This is a genomic window from Vibrio phycocola (assembly GCF_054404255.1).
This window is the reverse complement of the sequence record NZ_JBTAMQ010000001.1, coordinates 480470-501441: the sequence shown is the minus strand read 5'-3', so window position 1 is coordinate 501441 and position 20972 is coordinate 480470. Positions and strand designations below refer to the sequence as shown.

General features: G+C 41.6%; 19 protein-coding genes and 1 pseudogene. 14 read left to right on the top strand and 6 right to left on the bottom strand.

The features are described from left to right. Positions 1–52: 52 nt before the first annotated feature. Both ACXJY6_RS02425 and ACXJY6_RS02420 read left to right on the top strand, forming a co-directional pair. Positions 53–1750 carry an FAD-dependent oxidoreductase gene (locus ACXJY6_RS02425; protein ID WP_458767231.1) on the top strand — a complete coding sequence of 566 codons (1698 nt, stop codon included), beginning with the start codon at positions 53–55 and terminating at the stop codon, positions 1748–1750. A gap of 11 nt (positions 1751–1761) precedes the next feature. Next, on the top strand, positions 1762–3462 hold the full coding sequence (locus ACXJY6_RS02420; protein WP_458767230.1) for an FAD-binding protein: 1701 nt from the start codon (positions 1762–1764) through the stop codon (positions 3460–3462). A gap of 115 nt (positions 3463–3577) precedes the next feature. Here ACXJY6_RS02420 and ACXJY6_RS02415 read toward each other — a convergent pair whose 3' ends face one another. Continuing rightward, positions 3578–4021, bottom strand: a complete 444-nt coding sequence (locus ACXJY6_RS02415; RefSeq protein WP_456052753.1) for a MarR family winged helix-turn-helix transcriptional regulator — start codon at positions 4019–4021, stop codon at positions 3578–3580. Between the two features lie 289 nt (positions 4022–4310). Between ACXJY6_RS02415 and ACXJY6_RS02410 the strand changes: the two genes are divergently transcribed. The 9 genes from ACXJY6_RS02410 (at position 4311) to ACXJY6_RS02370 (ending at position 13460) form a co-directional block, all read left to right on the top strand. Then, positions 4311–5498 (top strand): multidrug effflux MFS transporter, encoded by a 1188-nt coding sequence (locus tag ACXJY6_RS02410; protein ID WP_456052754.1) that lies wholly within the window; start codon positions 4311–4313, stop codon positions 5496–5498. Between the two features lie 256 nt (positions 5499–5754). After that, the gene (locus ACXJY6_RS02405) at positions 5755–6312 is read left to right on the top strand and encodes a ricin-type beta-trefoil lectin domain protein (RefSeq protein WP_456052755.1); all 558 of its coding nucleotides are present in this window, start codon (positions 5755–5757) and stop codon (positions 6310–6312) included. Positions 6313–6544: 232 nt separating this feature from the next. Beyond that, positions 6545–7102 carry a ricin-type beta-trefoil lectin domain protein gene (locus ACXJY6_RS02400; RefSeq protein ID WP_458767229.1) on the top strand — a complete coding sequence of 186 codons (558 nt, stop codon included), beginning with the start codon at positions 6545–6547 and terminating at the stop codon, positions 7100–7102. Between the two features lie 386 nt (positions 7103–7488). Beyond that, positions 7489–7794 carry a PTS sugar transporter subunit IIB gene (locus ACXJY6_RS02395; RefSeq protein ID WP_456052757.1) on the top strand — a complete coding sequence of 102 codons (306 nt, stop codon included), beginning with the start codon at positions 7489–7491 and terminating at the stop codon, positions 7792–7794. A 15-nt stretch (positions 7795–7809) separates the two neighbouring features. After that, positions 7810–9126 (top strand): PTS sugar transporter subunit IIC, encoded by a 1317-nt coding sequence (locus ACXJY6_RS02390; protein ID WP_458767228.1) that lies wholly within the window; start codon positions 7810–7812, stop codon positions 9124–9126. Positions 9127–9204: 78 nt separating this feature from the next. Continuing rightward, positions 9205–9558: a PTS lactose/cellobiose transporter subunit IIA gene (locus ACXJY6_RS02385; RefSeq protein ID WP_458767227.1), complete on the top strand. Its 354-nt coding sequence runs from the start codon at positions 9205–9207 to the stop codon at positions 9556–9558. Positions 9559–9584: 26 nt separating this feature from the next. Next, positions 9585–10988: a glycoside hydrolase family 1 protein gene (locus tag ACXJY6_RS02380; RefSeq protein ID WP_458767226.1), complete on the top strand. Its 1404-nt coding sequence runs from the start codon at positions 9585–9587 to the stop codon at positions 10986–10988. Positions 10989–11056: 68 nt separating this feature from the next. Next, a complete protein-coding gene (locus ACXJY6_RS02375) occupies positions 11057–12466 on the top strand; it encodes a glycoside hydrolase family 1 protein (protein WP_458767225.1) in 1410 nt (469 codons plus the stop codon). Positions 12467–12497: 31 nt separating this feature from the next. Then, the gene (locus tag ACXJY6_RS02370; protein ID WP_458767223.1) at positions 12498–13460 is read left to right on the top strand and encodes an ROK family protein; all 963 of its coding nucleotides are present in this window, start codon (positions 12498–12500) and stop codon (positions 13458–13460) included. A 10-nt stretch (positions 13461–13470) separates the two neighbouring features. Here the strand turns inward: ACXJY6_RS02370 and ACXJY6_RS02365 are convergent, their stop codons facing one another. Continuing rightward, complete coding sequence (locus ACXJY6_RS02365; protein ID WP_458767222.1) at positions 13471–14493, bottom strand: LacI family DNA-binding transcriptional regulator; 1023 nt, start codon at positions 14491–14493, stop codon at positions 13471–13473. A 148-nt stretch (positions 14494–14641) separates the two neighbouring features. Further along, positions 14642–15991, bottom strand: coding sequence for a GTPase HflX (gene hflX / locus ACXJY6_RS02360; RefSeq protein ID WP_458767422.1), 1350 nt, complete (start codon positions 15989–15991; stop codon positions 14642–14644). Positions 15992–16333: 342 nt separating this feature from the next. Here hflX and ACXJY6_RS02355 point away from each other — a divergent pair, with 342 nt between their 5' ends. Beyond that, positions 16334–16771 carry a universal stress protein gene (locus ACXJY6_RS02355; RefSeq protein WP_458767221.1) on the top strand — a complete coding sequence of 146 codons (438 nt, stop codon included), beginning with the start codon at positions 16334–16336 and terminating at the stop codon, positions 16769–16771. A gap of 918 nt (positions 16772–17689) precedes the next feature. On the opposite strand, the gene ACXJY6_RS02350 is transcribed toward ACXJY6_RS02355, so the two are convergent. The 3 genes from ACXJY6_RS02350 to ACXJY6_RS02340 are packed head-to-tail and all read right to left on the bottom strand — an operon-like array spanning position 17690 to position 18961. After that, on the bottom strand, positions 17690–18151 hold the full coding sequence (locus tag ACXJY6_RS02350) for a hypothetical protein (RefSeq protein WP_458767220.1): 462 nt from the start codon (positions 18149–18151) through the stop codon (positions 17690–17692). Positions 18152–18155: 4 nt separating this feature from the next. Further along, positions 18156–18569, bottom strand: coding sequence for a helix-turn-helix domain-containing protein (locus ACXJY6_RS02345; protein ID WP_458767219.1), 414 nt, complete (start codon positions 18567–18569; stop codon positions 18156–18158). Between the two features lie 2 nt (positions 18570–18571). After that, positions 18572–18961, bottom strand: a complete 390-nt coding sequence (locus ACXJY6_RS02340) for a hypothetical protein (protein WP_458767218.1) — start codon at positions 18959–18961, stop codon at positions 18572–18574. A 254-nt stretch (positions 18962–19215) separates the two neighbouring features. Here ACXJY6_RS02340 and ACXJY6_RS02335 point away from each other — a divergent pair. Further along, positions 19216–19466 (top strand): annotated as a pseudogene (locus tag ACXJY6_RS02335) (transposase); the annotation flags it as partial. Between the two features lie 320 nt (positions 19467–19786). Beyond that, the gene (locus tag ACXJY6_RS02330) at positions 19787–20908 is read left to right on the top strand and encodes a serine hydrolase domain-containing protein (RefSeq protein WP_458767217.1); all 1122 of its coding nucleotides are present in this window, start codon (positions 19787–19789) and stop codon (positions 20906–20908) included. The last annotated feature ends 64 nt before the right edge of the window (positions 20909–20972 follow it).

Genomic DNA, 20972 nt, shown 5'->3' with positions numbered 1-20972 from the left:
AATAAAGCCTCAGTGATTAAAAATTTATTTTTAGTCTAATAAGCACCGATAAATGTCACCGAAAGGCGTCATTTATCGGATCACACTGATAAGGAAGCAAAACGATATGCCTATTGAAAGTATTAATGCTGATTTATGCATTGGATGCGGTACCTGTGTGGCCCGCTGCCCAATGGATATTCTGCGACTAAATACCCAACCAGAAGTGAAACAAGAACAATCTCCATGTAGTGCGGCCTGCCCACTTGGTGTAAACCAACGTGAATACCACAACTTAATTGAGCTAGACATGCTCGATGAAGCGGCTGAATTACTGGCAAAATACCACCCAATGCCGTCTATTACTGGCCGTATTTGCCCTCACCCATGTGAAACACCGTGCTCGCGTGCAATTGTTGATTCCGCAATCAACATCAATGGCCTAGAGCAGTATTTGGGCGACTACCTACTAGAACAGGGATCAACAGCTTCCGTTTCAGGAGACAAGGTAGCCGTTATTGGTTCAGGCCCTGCTGGCTTAGCCGCGGCTTACCACCTTGCACAACAAAGCTACAGTGTCACGGTTTTTGAGCGTGAACAAAAACTCGGTGGCTTACTACGTACTTCTATTCCTTCTTTCCGTTTACCAGAAGAAGTTCTTGATAAGCAAATCGAAGCCTACAAGCAAATGGGCATTGAGTTTAAAGCCGGCGTTTCTATCAGTGATGCTTCAGAACTCGAAGCTCAAGGGTATAATGCGGTAATTGCTGCAACTGGCGCATCTAAGCCATTTACTCTTTCAGTTCCAGGTAACGATGCAGAAGGTATCACAAGTGCTATTTCCTTCTTATATGATGTAAAAGCGGGTACTCCTGCTGACCTAACAGGTAAAAAAGTGGCTGTCATCGGTGGTGGTAGTGTCTCACTAGATGCCGCTCGTACCGCCATTCGTTTAGGTGCAGAAGCAGTAAATGTGATCTGTCTTGAGCGTGTTGAGCCTGGTCATAAAGATACAATGCTAGCGCTGACTGAAGAGATTGAAGATGCCATCGATGAAGGCGTTATCATTAATACATCTCGCAGTGTCAGCTCTTTTGAAACACAAGCTGGCAAAGTAAGTGCTGTTAAGATGGTTGAATGTTTAAGTGTTCGTGATGATGGCCGCTTTAACCCCGTCTACGGTGAAACGGTATTAGATGAAACTATCGATGCTGACTTTATTATTTTAGCTATTGGTCAAACCGCTGATGCTGAACTCGTACCAACGGGTTTTACAACCAACGAACGTGGTCAAATCCTCTCTGATAAAGTGACCATGCAAGCTTCCAATAATCTTTTCGCCATTGGTGATGCGGTTACTGGCCCAACAACAGTTGTAGTAGCAGCAGCCGCTGGTAAACGTGCGGCTCTAACTGTTGATCGCTTCCTAAAAGGTGAAGAATTAGCTCAAGGTTTAGAGACTGAAGTTAAGCAATTTGATATCAGTATCTTAACCCAACAAGCATGCGCTGAAGTCGCTAAAGCACCTCGTGTAGAACGTCGTCGCCTACCGATCGAAGAATGTAAAACGAGCTTCGCAGAAACACTCAAATCGTTCGATTGGAACGAAGCCGCAAAAGAAGCTGAACGCTGCTTAACCTGTGGTAGTAATGCAGAAATCGCATTCAAAGTGGATTGTCAAATTTGTAACATCTGTGCGCATTACTGCCCAGTAGACGCAATCGAAATTACGCCGGAACGTAGCTTCCCACCAATTACAGCTTGGGGCTAAGGAGCGAAAAAATGAACAATACAAATACAACTTACAAAGAGTACACCACCGATATTTTAGTCATTGGTAGTGGTTATGCCGGAACGTTTGCTGCGATTAAAGCTAAAGAGCAAGGCTTTGATGTATTAGTGGTTGATAAAGGCCGTGCAGGAATGGGTGGCAAAACTCCTTGGGCTGTTGGTTTCCAAGTTTTCGATCCGAAATCGGGTCAGCCAAGAGAACACACCATTCAAAGTACCGCGCGTGACAGCGACTACTTGGTGCGCCGCGATATCGTTGAAATGTGGCATGAAGATTCACTTGATCGTTACCGCGAGATGGCTGACTGGGGCGCAGTTGACAGACCCGATGGCGACAAAAACCAAGGCGATGTATTCCGTAAAAAGCTACGCGAGAACGACGTTAAACTATTAGAAAAAGTGACAATTGTTGATCTGATTGAAAAAGATGGACAAGTCGTCGGTGCGATTGGTTTCTTTAACCAGCGTGAACAGGCGGTTGTGATTAAAGCCAAATCGGTCATTCTGTGTACCGGTGCTGGTAGCTTTAAAGTACCAGGTTACCCTATTGGTGCCCTAACCCACGATGGACAAGCCATGGCTTACCGTTTAGGTGCTGAAATTTCTGGTAAAGAAAACGTCGATCCGCATGAAACTAAGAAGCGTCACTTATGTCACCCTTGGGGCGCATTCGGGCTAGAGTTTGATCTTACGTTAATGGTCAAATTCGACGCATTTCCACCACCATTTGTCGACGGAAAGCCGATTATCGATGGCGTAGCGCCTTCAGATAACCCTGATTACGTACCGCTTGATCCGGATTTCAGACCGCCTCGTCCGCCATTCCCAATGATTGGTGGTGATGATATGACCTATGCAGCAATGCGTGGTGATGTCCCTGTTACGCCAGAGGTGATGTTCGGTAGTAAAGGTCAGAAAGGCCCACACATTCTAGACGAAGATGAAGAACTGTACTTCGCGGCGACGTCAGGTATGGCACAACACCGTTTCGATGGTATCTTCACTAAAATCGGTAGTCATCAGGCTGGTGTGAACGGCCTATATGCAGCGGGTGATTCTACCTATTCTGCTATCAATGGCTTAGGTGTGAGTTCTTGTGGCTCAACCGTACAAGGTGCGCGCGCAGGTAATGAAGCGTCAGAATACATCAAAGGCTTATCAACACTACCAGAAGTCAGTGACGATGAGATTCAACAAAAAATCGATGCTGCCTTCGCTCCGCTTAAGCGCGAGAGAGGTTATTCACCGACTTGGGTTACTCAATATTTACAGCACATAATGACGCCTTATTTCGTTCTTTATGCAAAACGTAAAGAAACACTAGAAGCGGCAATTATGAACATTGAGTATTTACAACAAAGTGTTCTTCCTAAAATGAAAGCAAGTAATTCTCACGAATTGCGCCTTGTTCATGAAACCATCAACATGGTGCTCAATGCAGAAATGAAGCTGCGCGCTTCACTATTCCGTGATGAAAGTCGTGGTTCGCATTACCGTGAAGATATCCCAGCTCGTAATGACCAAGATTGGCTAGCTTGGGTTATCATCAGCCAAGAAAATGGTGTGATGAAGTGTACTAAGCGTCCAATTCCTGAAGAATGGAAGCCTGATCTTTCTAAGCCTTATGAAGAGCTACACCAAGCCCGTTTCCCTGGCGAAATGGAATACTTAGCGAGTAAAGAGAGTGCTTAATTAAACACTCAAAATAATAATGGCGGTCATATGACCGCCATTTTTTACTTAACATTAATAACTGTTATTCTTAATTGTCTTTAACCCGCTCTAAGTGATGTTGATTACGCCAACACTAACGTAAATGTTCAGCACCCAGTTTACGAATCAACCGCAAGAATTCTTTTGACTCTTCTTCACTGAAACAATCATAAAATTTTTGTTCTATAGGCGTTATCGTTGTCTTTACGATCTCAAGCTCTGCTTCACCAAGCTCGGTTAGGTTTAACATTTTAAGTTTCTTATTATTTTCAGCCTTTGATGTAACCAAATAACCGCGTTTTTCTAGGTTATCGACCATACGCTTAGTCGCACTGCGTTCATTCTGAATAATATCTGCCAGTTGCTGCTGACTTAGTGGTTGGTTTTCCTGAACAGCGGCCAGTGCCCTAGACATTTCTAAAGTCATCAGCTTCTCTTTTGACAAGGCTGTGGTTACGTTATTTCTAAATTGTCGGTGTACGGCACCACAAATAAACATAGGTTGGTGTTCTATCTTGTCATTGTGAATAGATTTCATAATAGAGTGACCTGCAAATAGCATTGTGCTGAAAGTATTGAAATTCTTCTAAAATAATGGTTTCCCAAAAATGAACTAGGGGAAATATAGACTGAACACTATAAATGACCATCGTTGCACCTGCAACAACTAAGTGCTACAGTTCACTATAGTATATTCCGTATTAGGCTTGGATGCATTTCAAGTTAATACACACAGCGTCGCACTGCGTAACCTTATTCTTGTATTTAACGATGAATACACGTCATGTTATGTACATGAAAAAGCTTCAACGAATAATGAGTAATTAATGAAAACAGTTCCTTTTAAGTTAGTTCTATTTCTTGCCAGTGTTTTTGCATTGGCCCCTTTTGCTACCGATAGCTATTTACCGGGTATACCTTTAATGGCTAAAGACCTGAATGTTGACTCAGGGCCTGTTGCTCTTACGGTGAGCATTTATGTATTTGCGATGGCATTTGGGCAATTATTTGGTGGTCCACTATGCGATCGAGCAGGACGACGCGTCACCGTTATTCTCGGCTTGATTATGTTTGCCATTGGCGGTTTCTTGATTGCTGGAGCAGGAAGTTTATCCAGTCTTTATGTCGGTAGGGTTATTCAAGCGCTCGGCGGTGGGATGGCGTTTGTCTGTGTTCCTGCGATTATCCGCGATACCGCAACGGGTAAAGAAGCCGCAAAATTATTTACACTCATCTCTTTGATTATGATGGTCGCGCCTTCTATTGCACCAACCGTCGGTACCTTAATTTTAAAACTATTGAGTTGGCATTGGGTTTTTATACTCATGTCCATTTTTTCGATAGTCGTTATCTTTGCAGGGTTACTGATTGTTCCAAATAACTATAAATACGAGAAACAAGATAATCCAAGTATCGTACGTAGCTTTGTCGAAATATTTAATACCAAAGAAGCTAGAAAATACGTTGTCATTCAAGCAGCAACTTTTTCTATACTCATGATTTTTTTAACCAACTCTTCGTTGATTTTTATTGAACAATATGAACTAAGCGAAGAGCTGTTTTCGGCTCTGTTTCTGATTAATACCAGCGGCAGCATTGTTGTAAATAGAATTAACTCATACTTACTAAGTAGCCACTCTCCGCAAAAGCTGCTCAGCTTATTCATCGGAATGCAGGTAGTTGGGGTTTTAGTCGTTCTGATTTCGCAGCTAGTGGTACCCGACCTTTGGATTATTACCTCTATCGGCTTTGCGATAGCGCTCTCTTCGTTAGGTGGAATCATGGGCAATTCAAATGCCTGTTTTATGGCTTACTTTAAGAAAAATGCAGGGACAGCGTCTGCGTATATTGGCGCTTCTCAATCGATTATTAGTGCCGTCGTTGCTGCACTTTCCACATTGGTACTCATTCAAGGATTATGGATTCTAGCGTTGTTAATGTTAGGCATTAGCGTTGTGGCACTCGTGGTTTCGATGAAGAAAGAGCAACAATCTAATATGAGTCAATCCGCTTAATCGAGAAATTGCAAAATTCATAAATAGAAATAATTTACATTCGCTATTTATGCCATATTTTAATAAAATAATGTTGTATATGCACCACTCAACCGTGCACCGGTATAACAAGCTACGTACAAAAAGCCTCAATCTTAGCGACTAGCACTATTAGCCGTTACAAACAAAAAGGCATCAACGTAGAAATCAAAGCCCCTACCATGATAGTTAGGCGCGAAAATTAAAACCATAATAACGACATAAATAAGGAAGATATATGAACCGCTCAATGTTCAAAGTTTCACTTTTATCTCTAGTAGTATGCTTTTCTGGCTATGCATCTGCGGCAGCACCAGATGTTCCGACTGAAGCCCCTTATATCGTACTTTCTGATAACCTAGATGAGCCAAATGGATACGGTTTCTGTATTGATACTTTTGGCGCAGGTCAATCAGAACTTATGCACACTCATACTTGTAAACCACAAGTAGCAAAAGATTCACCAAAATATGCTGGTGGCAATGATGTTCGTTTTGAATACGATACAGCAACAAAACAGATTCGTTCGTTTGCCTACGAAAATCAATGCGTACAAGTTTTAATCGCGAAAGGAAAGTCAGAGTTTGCCCTACTTGATTGTAGCGACCATGCACATCAACAATTTGCTTACCAATCAGAAGACAAAACATTTAGACTCGCAGACGAACTCGAGCAATGTGTTGTCGTAAATACAGAAACAGTTAAAGCCGGACCTTGGGTTAAGCGTACTTTGCAACTGGCTAAGTGTGATGAAATTGACTCAACGTTAAAGCAGTGGGACGTAGTTTCAAAATAGGACCACATTGATACCTATCTATAAGTTATCGTTAACATTTTGAATGTTAACGATAATTTTTTCTTCGTTTGCTATTTCAATCAAACCCGTCCCCTTCCTAAAATAACGCAACTCTTGAGAACTCGTTACATGCCCTTTAAATCAATTGCCCTGGGTTACGTAGCAAACATTGCCCTCAACTGTTATAGTAAAAACACGCTGTAATTATAATAAATAAACAGAAGGACACCCTATGAACCGCTCTACACTAAAAATCTCACTCTTATCTCTATTTGTTTCTGTTTCTGGATATGCATCCGCCGCTGCACCAGATGTCCCTACCGCTGCTCCTTATATTGTATTAACCGATAATATCGATGAACCTAACGGGTACGGTTTCTGTATAGACACATATGGCGCAGGCCTGTCAGAACTGATGCAGACACATACTTGTAAACCAAAAACCGATGAAGGATCACCAAGAGATCACTCTGGTCATGATGTTCGTTTTGAATATAAAGCTGAGACACAGCAGATTGAATCTTATGCATTTGAAGGCAATTGTATGCAGGTTCTAATCGCCAAAGGTAAATCAGAATTTGCCTTACTTGACTGTAGTGACCATCCTCATCAAAAATTTGTTTATCAATCAGACGATAAGACGTTTAGACTCGCAGAAGATCTCGAAAAATGTATTGCCGTAACGACTGAGACTGTAGAAGCAGGACCTTGGGTTAAGCGTGCTTTACAATTAGTAGAGTGTAGTGAAGCTGATACCACGTTAAAACAGTGGGACGTAGTTTCAAAATAGAAACCTAGACTTCCCAATTTAGTCAATTCAAGAAGGGTGCAGCAAATCTGCACCCTTTTTTCGTTTTAGTTGTCACCTTTTCCTTCACCTTTATCAATAACTCGCCTTAATCTTCCAACCAACATCACTCTGTGTGTACCACTCATTGCTCTTTAGGATCTATATAAAGAAACCGAGACCACAAAGCTCTAAACCAGCTCAAATTTTACGCCAATTCTATTTTCTTGTGATCCAGCTATGAATAAATTAGATCCCACCGAAACTTTTCATCGCCAATTAGCATAAAAAAAAGAGATCAATCACATAAATGGTACCGGTTACATTTATTTCGGAAACAAGATGTAACCTATCGTAGAAAACAAGAATGACAAAAAAGGATAATGAATATGACTAAGATTCTACTCTGCTGCGCGGCTGGTATGTCTACCAGTATGGTCGTAAAAAAAATGAAAGAAGCCGCTGCCAATAAAAACCTTTCAGTTGAAGTCGAAGCCGTTGGATTGGATGAATTTGATGCCAATCTAGCAACCTATGACTGCTTTCTTTTAGGCCCTCAAATCAAGTACAAATTAAATGATTTTAAGGTTAAAGCGGATGCTGTAGGCAAACCCGTTGCTGTCATCAATGCCATGGATTACGGCATGATGAAAGGCGAAAAAATACTCAACGATGCTCTTGCTCTACTCGCTTAACCCCGGAGAAATACTATGTCTAACCCGTTTTTCGATTTCATAGAAAACAAAATAGCTCCAGTCGCTGGTGCATTTGCGTCACAACGTCACGTGAGCGCAATTCGTGATGGATTTATCGGCGGCATGCCTTTTATGATCGTCGGTTCATTTTTACTCGTGTTCGCTTTTCCTCCCTTTTCTCCTGATACTTCGTTCGCGTTTGGACAATGGTGGCTCGGCTTATCACAAGAGTATCTTGAACAAATAATGACCCCTTTCAATATGACCATGGGGATCATGTCCTGCTATATCAGTGTGGGGATTGCCTATAACTTAGCAAATCACTATAAGTTAGATGCGCTTCCTACTGGACTACTTTCGCTGATGACCTTCTTGTTGGTCGCGGCTCCAATGGAAGAAGGCAAGTTATCCGCCTCATTCATGGGGGGTACCGGTATTTTCACCAGTATTATCGTCTCCATCTACGTTACCGAGCTGACTCGCGTACTAAAAGAGAAAAATATTGGGATAAAACTGCCTGAACAAGTTCCTGCAAAGATACGTCAGTCATTCGATCTATTAATTCCTGCGCTCGTGGTTATTTTCACCATCTATCCACTAAACCTATTACTACAAGGGCAGTTTGACATGATTTTGCCTGCCGCCATCATGTCGTTATTTGCACCACTAATTTCAGCGTCTGATTCATTGCCCGCCATTCTTTTAGCGGCATTTCTTGCACACGCATTATGGTTTGCAGGGATTCATGGAGCAGCCATCGTGGGTGGAATCATGGCTCCTTTCTGGCTAGTGAACCTAGGACTAAACCAAGATGCACTCGCGGCCGGTGGCGAATTACCCGCAACGTTTATTGAACCATTCTGGAGTTTCTTCATTACACTGGGTGGCTCTGGTGCAACCTTTGCGCTTGTCTTACTTTATCTACGCAGTAAATCAGCTCACCTCCAATCCATTGGTAAGCTTTGTGCAGTTCCAACTCTTTTTAATATCAACGAACCCGTCATTTTTGGTAGCCCAATCGTAATGAATCCAATCTTATTCATTCCATTTGTAGGCACACCGATGATCAACGCAACTATCGCCTACACCGCTGTTCAAACAGACATGATTGGGAAAGTGATTTCACTCGTACCTTGGACGGCTCCTGCTCCAATTGGTGCGGCATGGGGTGCCGGTTGGGAAATGAGTAATGGCTTGTTAGTCATTGGACTGATTGTACTGGATATCGTTATCTACTACCCATTCTTCAAGATCTACGAAAAGCAGTTATTGAAAGAAGAAAATGCGGTAACCGAGCAATCGTCAGAATCCCAAAGCTTGCAATCAGCATAATAAAAATAGCGAATAAAAATGGGATTCAGCCATGGCCGCTTCCCATTGATTCCACCAATTATTAACCGGAGAACACACATGATGACACAAGCAAGTCCTGCCGAAATGGACTCTCCTATCGAAGATTTAGAAGAAACCGTAATGGAGCTAATTATTAATGCAGGTGAATCGAAGAGTTGTGCGATGCAAGCTCTTTACGCCGCAAAAGCCGGAAAATGGGACGAAGTTGACGGACTTTTAGATGATGCCAATGCTGCCGCTAAACGTGCTCACACCGTTCAAACACAACTAATTGGTATGGATCAAGGTACGGGAAAAGTCCCCGTCAACCTAATCATGGTTCATGCTCAAGACCACATCATGACCTCTATGTTAGCGCGAGAACTTATAGAAGAGCTCATCAATATTCATCGCTCAATGCAAGGCGCGTAACAAGATTTAACTAACTAGGAACAACAATGGACACAACTAAATTGAAAAATTTTCCTGATGATTTCTTTTGGGGAGCTTCAACCTCTGCTTACCAAGTTGAAGGTGCTTGGAATGAAGATGGCAAAGGCCCGTCAGTCATTGATATGGGAAACGTGGTTGAAGGCACAACCGATTTTACAGTCACGAGTGATCACTACCATCGCTACAAAGAAGACGTTGCATTATTTGCTGAACTTGGGCTGAAAGCCTATCGCTTCTCCGTCGCTTGGACTCGTATTTATCCAAATGGCGATGGTGAAGTTAATCAAAAGGGCATTGAGTTTTACAGTAACCTGATTGATGAGTTACTTAAATATAATATTGAACCGATCCTCACCATGTATCACTTTGACCTACCCTACGCTTTGCAAGAAAAGGGTGGCTGGTCAAATCGCAGTACTGTCGATGCGTTTGCGCTCTACAGCAAGACCTTATTTGAATTGTTTGGCGATCGCGTTAAATACTGGCTGACTATCAACGAGCAAAATATGATGATTTTGCATGGTGACGCTTTAGGGACAAAACATGTTGCTGGTGAGAATCCGATGAAGGATCTCTATCAACAAAACCACCATATGTTACTGGCTCAAGCTAAAGCCATGACCCTATTTCACGAAATGCTGCCAGAAGCCAAAATCGGTCCTGCTCCCAATATTTCGGTCATTTACCCTGCATCTTCAAAACCAGAAGATATTCTTGCGGCCAATACGTTTACCGCGCTGCGCAACTGGTTATATCTGGATATGGCCGTGTACGGACGTTACAACAAAACAGCCCTTCGTTTCTTAGAAGAGCGTGACGCGCTGCCAGACATCGAACCCGGTGATATGGAAATCATGGCGACCGCTAAGCCCGACTTTATCGCCTTTAACTATTATAACTCTCAAACTGTTGCTGCCAGCACTGGTGATGAAAGTGATATTAATTCAACAGGCGATCAACAAATCACGATTGGTGAAGTCGGCGCCTACAAAGGCGTTGGCAATGAGCACCTTACAAAAAATGAATTTGGTTGGGAAATTGATCCAGTAGGCTTTCGTACCACAATGCGTGAAATTTACGAGCGTTATGCCTTACCACTAATCGTCACTGAAAATGGTCTAGGTGCATTTGATACTGTCGAACAAGACGGTTCGATCAATGATGATTATCGAATCGAATATCTACAGAAACATATCGAACAAGTACAACTTGCGATAACTGATGGTGTTGAAATGTTCGGATTCTGCCCATGGTCTGCGATTGATTTGGTGAGCACACATCAAGGCTGTTCGAAGCGATATGGCTTTATTCATGTCGACAGAGAAGAGTTTGACCTCAAAGAAATGAAGCGATCTAAAAAACAAAGCTATCATTGGTATCAAAATATAATAAAAAACAATAGTTTATAAATAACCTTCCAACCATACTCCTGAAAGGTTACGTACCTTTCAGGAGCTCAATTCAATGGAAATAAAGTATGAAATTTGCCAACGATTTTCTATTCGGCGCTGCGACGGCTTCTTATCAAGTCGAGGGGGCTTGGGATCAAGACGGAAAAGGTCTGACGAACTGGGATGAATTTACCAAAATTCCAGGAAAAACATTCGAAGGTACAAATGGCGACGTCGCGATTGATCATTACAATCGTTATAAAGAAGATATTGCCCTAATGGCAGAAATGGGACTCGAATCCTACCGCTTCTCCATTTCTTGGGCGCGTATTTTTCCGGATGGCACAGGTAAAATTAACCAGAAAGGCATCGATTTCTACAATAACCTGATTGATGAGTGTCTAAAGTACGGCATTGTCCCTTTTATCACGTTATACCACTGGGATTTACCACTCACACTAGAGAAAAAAGGTGGCTGGTTAAGCAAAGATACCTCTGACGCCTATATCGAGTACGCCAAACTCTGCTTTAACGAATTTGGTGATCGCGTTAAGCACTTTATCACTTTCAATGAAACGGTTGTCTTCTGTTCACTTGGATATATGCGGGGTGCTCATCCACCAGGCATTCAAAACGACCCGAAGAAATATTTTCAAGCGACACACAATGTATTTTATGCGCATGCGCGAGCGGTGATCGAATATAAGAAGTTAAATCTGTTCGGTGAGATTGGGATTAGTCATGTTTTCAATCCCGCGTTTGCCGTCGATAATTCCGAAGAAAATCTATTTGCTCAAGAGCACGCAAATAAGTTTAAAATGAACTGGTATTTTGACCCAATTTTGCTTGGTAAATACCCCGAGTATGTCGTCAAGCAACTCAAGCAAGAAGGCAATTTACCAACGTGGACCGAAGAAGAATTGCAGACCATTTTTGAAGCGGCGCCGCTAAATGATTTTGTTGGCTTAAATTACTATCAACCTATGCGTGTTGAAAAAGCAGACGGCCAAGTCAAAACTCGTGATATGTCTCGTGAAAATGCGACCGGCTCTCCTGGCGATCCGAGTTACGATGGTGTCTATCGAACAGTAAAAATGGATGACAAGCGGTATACTAAATGGGATTGGGAGATATCTCCGGAAGGTTTTGTTCAAGGACTGAATATTCTCAAAGAGCAGTATGGCCAAATAAAAATGTACATCACAGAAAATGGTCTGGGGGACGAAGACCCAATTATTGAAGGTGAGATCTGCGATATCGCTCGAATTCACTTTATTAAAGATCACCTATCGGCCGTTAAACAAGCGATTGCCAATGGTGTCCACATTAAAGGTTATTTCGCTTGGTCAGCGATCGATTTATTGAGCTGGCTAAACGGGTACAAAAAACAGTATGGCTTTATTTATGTCGATCATAAAGATGGACTGAAGCGTAAGAAAAAAGCGTCATTCATTTGGTATCGAGACGTCATCGCCAACCGCACCGAAGAAGTCTAATTCATTACAAAACTGGAGAGAAAACAGCATTATGGCAACCTATCTGTCGTTTGATATTGGTGGAACTGACATTAAATTTGGTGTCGTAAATGATCGCGGGAATATTCTTCATCAGGGAAAAATAAAGACAGCTTCCACTGGCGAAGCGATCATTCAAACCATCGTTAATATAAAACAAGAGTTAGAATTGCAGTTTAGCTTGGATGGTGCTGCTTTCTCTGTACCCGGCTTTGTCAATGTTGACACTGGCTATTTGAAAGCAGGAGGTGCGATTAAAGACTTCTGCGAGTTCGATTTTAGAACGATTCTTACTGACAAACTGATGCTTCCAGTCGAAGTCGAGAACGATGTCAATTGCGTTGCTCTTGCTGAAAAGTGGCTAGGCAAAACTAAAGAAGTGCGTGATTTCATCTGCATTACATTAGGCACAGGTATTGGTGGCGCTATTTATCTTGATGATCATTTAGTCCGCGGACACAGTTCTATGGCAGGAGAATTTGGCTATACCTTCATTCACTATGCACACTCCACCGCTGATAAAAACTCTGAGACCATGAATCAAACGGCCTCGGTGAGAGATGGGTTGCGTCGCCGGTATGCGTTATATAAACATTTGCCGAGCTTTGATGATCTCTCAGGCAAAGATATCTTTTCGTTGGCCGAAGAAGGTGATGAGATTGCCATCAAAGTAGTTGACGAGTTCTACAAGAGCATCGCCGTTGGACTGCATAACCTCACCTTTATGTTGAATCCTAAAAAAATCATCATTGGTGGTGCTATCAGTAACAGACCCGATTTGATTCCTAACGTAACGAAAGAAATGAAGAAGTTGATCAAAGCTATTGCGGTTATAGACAAACTTAACCTCGATGAATTGGTTACCATCGAGCCAACTTCATTTAACAATGATAATGGCCTAATCGGCGCGGTCTACCATTTTGTCACCATGAGAGCCAAACGGCCCTATAAAAACTATTCTCTAAGCCTTGGTTAGGTGAAAGGAACTACAAGTCTAACCAACTCTTATCAGCGTGATACGGTATCACCGAATTACGCTGAATTAACCGACCGTGATGGTGATGAGAAGTGGGTGAAATATTGGTATCAACGAGATCCAATGCAAGCTCCATGGCTTGTTTCGTCATCACTTCAATCGGAAGCTCTACTGTCGTTAACGTCGGATTAAAAAACTCAGTGACCGGGTCATTATCAATCCCAGTGATAGATACCTGCTCAGGAACTTTAATCCCCTCTTCTTCCAATGCTTTCAGCGCCCCAACCGCCATATTATCGTTGAATGCGACGATAGCTGAGAAAGGAACGCGCTTGGCAATAAGTCTCTTGCACGCTTCATAGCCACTTGTCATATGGTAATTTCCGCTTTCAATAAGAGCATTCACCAATGGGATTCCATAAGGCTCAAATGCATTTTTATATCCTGCTAGACGAGCTTGACCGGTTAAATTTTCAAGCGGCCCCGTAATACAAGCAATTTGTCTGTGCCCAAGCGCTATTAAATGTTCCATAACCATAGTCACTGCGCCCTCCTGATCAAAGGAGACAGTATGGTATGCAGGCTCTATGGAATATCGATTCAGAATCACCAAAGGTATGGAAAGCTGACTATAGAGTTTTTTGATATGTTCATCACACAAAGTTCGACTGTAAAGTACAACGGCATCACAACGCCCTTCAAGCTGGCGAATCGCTTCATACTCTTGGTCTGGATCATTCTTACCGTCGGTAACCAGAAGCTGCTTACTCGCGGTATCAGCACTCGCAGCAGCCTGTTTGAGTAGAAGCCCGAAGTGAATTCCATCAAAATCCGAAACAACTAACCCAATATTATTGGTGCGATTCGTCGCTAATGCTTGTGCTAGCTTATTTGGACGATAACCGAGCTGATCCATCGCTGCAAAAACCACTTCTCTCGTGGATTCTTTTACTTGTCCAGTTCCATTAATTACACGCGATACCGTGGCTTTAGAAACACCAGCCAATTTACACACATCAACGATAGTACTCATTCGCGCCCTTACCTTTACCAGACAAATTAATAGCCGATCTAAATTCTAAATCATTATGGCAATAATAGCATGCAATGTAACCGGTTACACTTTGGTTGTAACCGTTTTGCTCAATAATTTGATTTCCGTCTTTAATAGCCGCTTTATTCTAGATTTTATCCAGCATCCGCTTTTTTAGTCTTGCTAAATCAATAGCATTAGAACGAACAGTCAATTTAATATGGTTGTAGTCGTATTCTTCTTTCGCCACGCTCATTGTCGAACGAATTTCACCAATAATCCCATTCGCGGTATAAGGGACGATGATTTCTTCTTCGATCATTTCTTCTTCAGCGACACCGACAATATACTTATGTAACTGTGCCACATCGAATGGGTTGCGAGTTGACGTCATCATCGCATCAGGAAATTCTTCCATTAGCGCGTGTTGCTGCTCTTCACTCAATTGGTCAGATTTATTCAGCACCAATAATCGTTTAATGCCATCAACACCGACTTGCTCTAATACCTCGTGTACAACATCAAGTTGAGTACGGAACGTTTTATCCGACGCATCGACGACATACAGTAATAAAGAAGCGTCATGGGCTTCTGCTAAGGTCGAATGAAAAGAAGCCACCAAATCATGAGGCAGTTTTTTAATAAAGCCAACCGTGTCAGACACTAAGATTCTTGGCTGGGTAGCTGGGTGCAGAGCTCGTACCGTGGTATCTAACGTCGCGAATAATTTATTTTCAACCAAGACTTCGCTACCCGTCAGTGCGCGCATCATCGACGACTTACCCGCATTGGTATATCCAACTAACGCCACACAAAAGAGGTCAGAACGTTGGGTCCTACGTCCCTTCAATTCATCTTGAACGCTCACCAGTTCACGCCTTAATTCGGCTAATTGGTCACGAACTTTACGACGATCCAGCTCTAAAGCCGTTTCACCTGAGCCCTTCCCCATCTGGCGTTCGTTATTTTCGCTGGTTGATTCTCTAAGACGTGGTGCTAAATAATTTAGGCGGGCAATTTCAACTTGAAGTCGTGCGGTCCGAGTCCGAGCATGACGACTAAATATTTCAATAATAATACCGGTGCGGTCAAACACTTCAACGCCAAGTTGATTCTCGACATTACGCAGCTGAGACGGAGTTAAATCGCAATCAAACACCACGACATCCACAGAAGACAATGGCATATAGTCCAATGACATATCGTCAAATGACGACTCATCAAATAAATCGTCATCAAGATCTTCGCCGGTATCTTTAATAAGTCCTCGGTTACCAGTGAGATGTGCGATTTCAGCCAACTTACCCACTCCCAAGACATTGAGGCCTTGAGTTGAATTTTGTTTTTGAGACTGAGAACCAACAACTTTAAACCCTAAGGTCGTCACTAAGCGAGCCAATTCCGCCAAAGATTCTTGCGCTTCATCACCTTTAAACTGTGGTGTGCGAATAGAGATAAGTAGTGCATTGTTAAGTGACGCTTTTGCAGTTGGGTGCATAATGTTTACTGAAATTGCACCTAAGTGCATACCTGATTTATTTGAAAGTGGCTCGATCCTACGCTGTTATAGAGCGGCTTTATAGTGGAATATTGAACAAATTTTCGATTGACCTAACTCGGCGTAGTGACCACATGTGTATAAACCAACCTAAATTAGAGCAGAAACAGGCGCTACATCAATATATCCCTCTATTTATGCAAATAAGTTCATCTTTAATAACCACTTTATTCTAGAATTAATAGATAAATCGCTTGATACAATCAACAATTAGGCGCATATTCCAAATATAGAAAACACGTGAAAAATTAATACGTTAAATTTTTCTCAAGGAGACAAAAAATGTTTAAAAAAATTCTAGTACCTGTTGATCTAAACGACAAAGGTTTTTCAGATCGAGCGATTGAACTTGCCATTTTACATGCCAAAAGTTCGGGTGGAAAACTCTACTTACTCAATGTAATGCCAGGCGTTCATATGCCGCTAGTTTCATCCTACTTTCCCAAAGAAGCCGCTGAACGAATGAAAGAAGAAGTGGAAACAAAACTGCGGGAATTCGCCGAAACTCACATTGGTGACGAAGTGAAATATTCGATGCGAGTAGATACTGGGCGCCCCTACACCACCATATTAAACTACAGCGAAAAAGTCGGTGCTGATCTTATTGTAATTCCAAGCCATAAGCGTTCAAAAGTAGACCGAGTGGTGTTGGGGTCTGTTGCAAGCAAAGTGGTAGAGCATTCTCCGATTAACGTTTTAGTTGTTAAACCAAAAAGATAATTAAGCCTTATATATACTGATTCATTGACGATCTGACACCTTTGGTGGTGAAGCGAGACCTAGTCGTACAGACTGTCCCTGTGCCACCAAAATTGCTTCTGGGTTGAGTCTTCTTAGCGTTTTTTACTTAAACTAGCGCAACACAAATAACCTCAAGTATGGAATATTTGTTTAACTTGATGCCCGGTAATTATGGTGCTGATCATATCTCTTATTCAAAGAATTTCGGGACAGAGTTCTACGAGGGTTTATGCTGGATTTACCAGGAAGGTTAATCACATACGGCCTAAAATCAAAAAAACCATCGCTGTCACTTAACACCTCTGGAAAAGGGTTTGATGGCGATGGCTTAATTAGCTCTTAGGTCAACGAACAATAGGTTATCAACACGCAATTAATTTAACGATAATAACCCTAGTCTTTTGATTTAAAGCTCAAAATCAACTCAAAAACTATCGAACCAATAATAATTATAAGAATTTGCTTAATAACCATTAAAGTATCCCAACTTCGATCATATGACAGGAGGCTGCTTCCTAGACAAAATATCAATGTAAAAGGCAGACTGTAATACAGAACCCTCTTATAGAAAGGCAATTGCATCCGCGTTTCCCAATCGATTCTAACTTTTTCGTTCATTTTCTGTTTAAATGCTGAAAAATTAATCATTTTTAAATGAGCCTAAATAAAAAGTAATTTTAGTGATAAGGATTGCTGAATTCATTACTGAGTAAATCAGCAACAGAACTAAAAAACCAGCTCAAAATAGAGATCCTACAGCCCCAACCGCCCTGTTAAGGTGAGAGCAACGCTAACACGAACCTAATGCACTGCGCCATAAACACAAAACCCAACGATGACATAAAAATGCCAAGCGTTGGGAATCACTCTTACATGCTTTGTTAAGCAGCTTTTGCTCTAAACTCTTAAAGGTGGAATTACAATCGGGCTAATTCCAAGCCGTGCACACGAAGATTGAAGAGCCTCTCGCCAATACGGCCAAACATGATAATAAACATGTTTTTGCCCAAACTGATTTATTTCTTCATCGTTTAAGGCACAAGGTGACTCATACTGAGCAACAAACTCAGCTTTAATTTCTAGGATTGGCTCAATTCCATCATTACTTTCCTTAGCTGCATCGTCTTCAGAGATACACCTAATCGCAACAACAGTATTTAACCTATATAGCCAAACACCGTCTTCTTCTCTTTCCGTCTGACGAATTTGACGCAGAAAACGAAGTTCTTGAGTATTTTCAAGGTACTCATCGTTAAATTGTTCTGCATCTATATCTTCATGAAGCTCCACCAACAGATTTTTTAAAGTTACTGATTGAATAACTAAATTATCAGCACACTTTTTTAATTCTGGAGTCATTTATCTACGCTACCTTCATCGTTGACCAAGCAGCATCATGCGCGAGGTACAATTGCTGTGATGGACTCTTTGTAATACTCGTCTTAGCCACTGTTATTTTTTGAACACGAGACCATGAAGTTTCAGCCTGCTCTACAGGCTTTACTGGAATTTTGATTTCAGGCTTGAAACCCAATGCAAAGCAAATATCAGAGAAAGAACCTAAAGTCATATTTCTAGAACCACTAAGAACTTGAGAAACATAAGACTTAGATTTACCAAGCCTTCTTGCTAATTCCGCTTTGCTGATATTTAAATCCTCTAACATAACCAAAAGATCTTCAGTCACATTGAAAACTAAGTCTTCACGTGCATATGCACGTTCTTCTGCGTCACTGAAGCATGTATCTTTTGAATAAAACATGTCTCTTCCACTCATACTTAATCCTCTTTTTCTCGCCAATTTGCATGAACTCTATCAGTATCTCTTTTATCTAACTTCTGCTTATCTTTGTAAGTATAGTGGCTGATAAAGTAAGTATTAGGATGTTTTTTTGATAGCCAACAATAAGCCCTAACGGGAAGTTTTTTGAAAGCATTAAACTTCCCTGAGCTCTTAGGTAGATTTCCTTCTTGTGGGAAATTATCCTTTGACATTGGTTTTCCATCAGCTAAACGTTCAATTAACTGAATAATTGCACGTTTAACTGATTTTTTCTTATTATGAGGAGTAACGCTGACTAAAGCCTCTTCAAAGCTTTCTATAGCTCCGTCACAGTGCTCTACATTAAATCGTGAGCCTTTATGCTTTTTATTTAGTTCTTTGGTCACTCGATATCCCACAACGAAAAGTTAATATATATGTTAACCTTCAGGCGCATTACACACTTAGTTAGCAAAAAAAGCAATAAGTTTGTACTGAAATTATGAAGAATTGACATTCGACTGCTGCTCAACGAGGCTGTAGAATTTCTACCTAGCCTCATTCTCGATTTTGATCTTACCTCTATTTCACCACGATATGAACTTGAATGCATTAACTCCTTGTGATCTAATCACCATTATTCACATATTTAGATACGATCATGCCAAACTTCAAACCGATTATTCAAATCAAAATATGTTCGTTCCTGTCAGTATCGATGAGCAATTAATACCCGGAACGATTGAGTTCGCTATCGCGCACCTCATTGATACTCACTTGGAGCTATCGCCGTTTAATGCCTTATATCACAATGATAAAAATGGCGCTGCCACATACCCTCCTTCTATCATGCTCAAGATTATCTTTTACGCTTACTCGCTCGGCATGTTATCCAGTCGGAGAATTGAACGAGAATGAGCTAGGATAATCTGTCAGATCTGATTACATCGCGGTTAGAAAACTGGCAGATCACGTCCTGACTAATTCACCTTAACCATACAAATAGCGCCATCGTTTCACCCCTAAGTTAAATTCAAATTACCGCGCATACTTGTGTAGTTCTCTCAAATGCGTTTGAACACAATGTTTACGAAAATGCCGTTTCCCTCGACAGACTAAGTTCTCAATTTCAGCGATTCATCTGCCAATATGTTACTAGATGTAATGGGCTTTAACTCAAAAAATTCGATTATGTTATGATGAGCGCTTTGGTTTCTCCTTCGGTTCTCAGTATGTTTCGTCTCCTATCTACATTGTTTTTCTTAAGTTCTTTTTCCTGTTATGCACTTGATCTTTCGCCTGTTACTGCAAATCTCGACAGTTACTTCTCCAAACAACTTAAAAACGATAAAGTTCCGGGTGGAGCCTTAGTCGTAGTTCAAGGTGATGAAGTCAAGCTTCTCAGTCTCTATGGCGTTCGTAAGGAAGGAGAAAAAGGTAAGGTAAATCAAAACACGGTATTTCGTCTCGCATCAGTGTCTAAAACATTCGCTGCTGAACTGACTGCAATATTAGTTGAAGAAAAGAAGTTAAATTGGGATGATCGGATTAACGATTATTTACCTGAATTTCACTACAAAGACGTAGAAGCCTCCAGTCAATTGCAAGTCCAACACTTGCTTAGTCATACAACCGGTATGGTACACAATGTCTACGACAACCTGCTCGATGCACACCTACCGTTGAGTAAAATTTACCCAGCGTTCAATAAACTGGAACCATTGTGCATACCTGGAAACTGTTACGGTTATACCAATCTGATGTTCAGTTTGGTGGATCCCATTCTTGAACAATCTACCAACCAAAATTATACCCAGTTAATGCAAGATAAAATATTTGCACCATTGGCGATGAATGATGCATCTCTTGGAATGGAAGCATTTCTCAGCAATAGCAATCACGCAACGCCTCATGTGCGCGGCAAAAAACGCTGGTACAGCCGAGAAGTTGAAGAGGATTATTACCGTGTGTTACCTGCCGCAGGTGTGAATGCCAGTATCAACGATATGGCACAGTGGTTAAAAGCTCAGTTAGGCGAATATCCAAGCGTCATTTCACCAGCCGTGTTAGAAACTGTTTCCACACCCCGAATCGAAACCAAGCGAGAGATGACCCGCAAGCACTGGCGGAAGAAGCTACAAAGAACCGACTATGGTATGGGCTGGCGCATCTTCGATTACGGTGGTGAAGAACTCATTTATCACAATGGTTGGGTAACCGGATTTAGTGCGGAACTTGCATATTCAAAGAAACACGACATTGGTATTGCGTTGCTAATCAATGGGGAATCTTCAGTTGGAAGTTTGATTGTGACGCATTTCTGGGATGAGGTTTTAAAAAAGGTGAAAAATTAACCGCCGTATCTGGCTTAAACTTACAAGCCAGAATGGAGCAATAGCAAAATATCAGTCTTGTTAG